The organism is Pseudomonas sp. EGD-AK9, from assembly GCF_000465935.2.
Classification (GTDB): domain Bacteria; phylum Pseudomonadota; class Gammaproteobacteria; order Pseudomonadales; family Pseudomonadaceae; genus Aquipseudomonas.
The window spans coordinates 1-1160 of record NZ_AVOF01000602.1; the positions used below are offsets into that span (position 1 = coordinate 1).

2 protein-coding genes and 1 pseudogene are annotated in these 1160 nt (G+C 63.6%); all 3 read left to right on the forward strand.

Translation table 11 applies throughout. The features are described from left to right. The coding region (locus tag N878_RS21500) for a thioredoxin family protein (RefSeq protein ID WP_031303669.1) at window positions 1-375 on the forward strand (375 nt) is incomplete at its 5' end. 143 nt (window positions 376-518) lie between these two features. Then, complete coding sequence (aroQ, locus tag N878_RS21505; RefSeq protein ID WP_021445594.1) at window positions 519-968, forward strand: type II 3-dehydroquinate dehydratase; 450 nt, start codon at window positions 519-521, stop codon at window positions 966-968. 22 nt (window positions 969-990) lie between these two features. Beyond that, window positions 991-1160, forward strand: a pseudogene (locus N878_RS21510) (acetyl-CoA carboxylase biotin carboxyl carrier protein); the annotation flags it as partial.

The window sequence follows — 1160 nt, forward strand, 5'->3', positions numbered from 1 at the left end:
GCCACGGGTGGCGCCTGGCTGACCCTGAGCAGCCCGGCCGAACTGGACGCCGCGCTGGCCGAGGCCAAGGCCGCCGGCCAGCCGCTGCTGCTGGACTGGTACGCCGACTGGTGCATCAGCTGCAAGGTGATCGAACGCGAGGTGTTCGGCTCGGTCGAAGTGGGCAGCAAGCTCGGCGACTGGCGCCTGATCCGCTTCGACATCACCGAGAGCAACGCCGCGCAGCGCGCTCTGCTCGACCGTTATCAGCTGTTCGGCCCGCCGGCGATTCAATTGTTCGCCGGCAACGGTGACGAATGGCTCGATCTGCGTGTCGTAGGTGAGGTCGATGCCGCCAGCTTCGCCGCCCGCCTGGATCAGGCCAGCGCGCGCTAGACGCCCAGCTCAGCCTGGCAACGACCGAAACCACCGCTATAGTCATATTTTTGCCGCAAACGCCGGGCATCGTGTCGGCTATTGCTGACATCGGGCCAGCTGCGGCATAGTCCTGCGCAGCTCGAACAACAAGGAACGCGACCATGGCCACCCTACTGGTCCTGCACGGCCCCAACCTCAACCTGCTGGGCACCCGCGAGCCCGACAAATACGGCGCCACCACCCTGGCCGAGATCAACCAGGACCTGGAACGCCGCGCCCGCGACGCCGGCCATCACCTGCTGTACCTGCAGAGCAACGCCGAGTACGAGCTGATCGAGCGGATTCATGCGGCGAAAGGCGAAGGTGTCGACTTTATCCTGATCAATCCCGCCGCTTTTACCCATACCAGCGTCGCATTACGTGACGCGTTGCTGGCGGTGAGCATCCCATTCATCGAAGTGCACCTGTCCAACGTGCACAAACGTGAACCATTCCGCCATCACTCCTACTTCTCCGACGTTGCGGTGGGGGTGATCTGCGGCCTTGGCGCCAGCGGTTATCGGCTGGCCCTGGAGGCCGCGCTAGAACAACTTGAAACTAAACGACCCTGACCTCACCGGGAGTTGAATCGCTATGGATATCCGTAAAGTCAAGAAACTGATCGAGCTGCTGGAAGAATCCGGTATCGACGAGCTGGAGATCAAAGAGGGCGAAGAGTCCGTACGCATCAGCCGTCACAGCAAGCAGCCGGCCTACGCGCCGCAACCGGTCTACGCCCAGGCCCCGGCGCCGGCCGCCGCCCC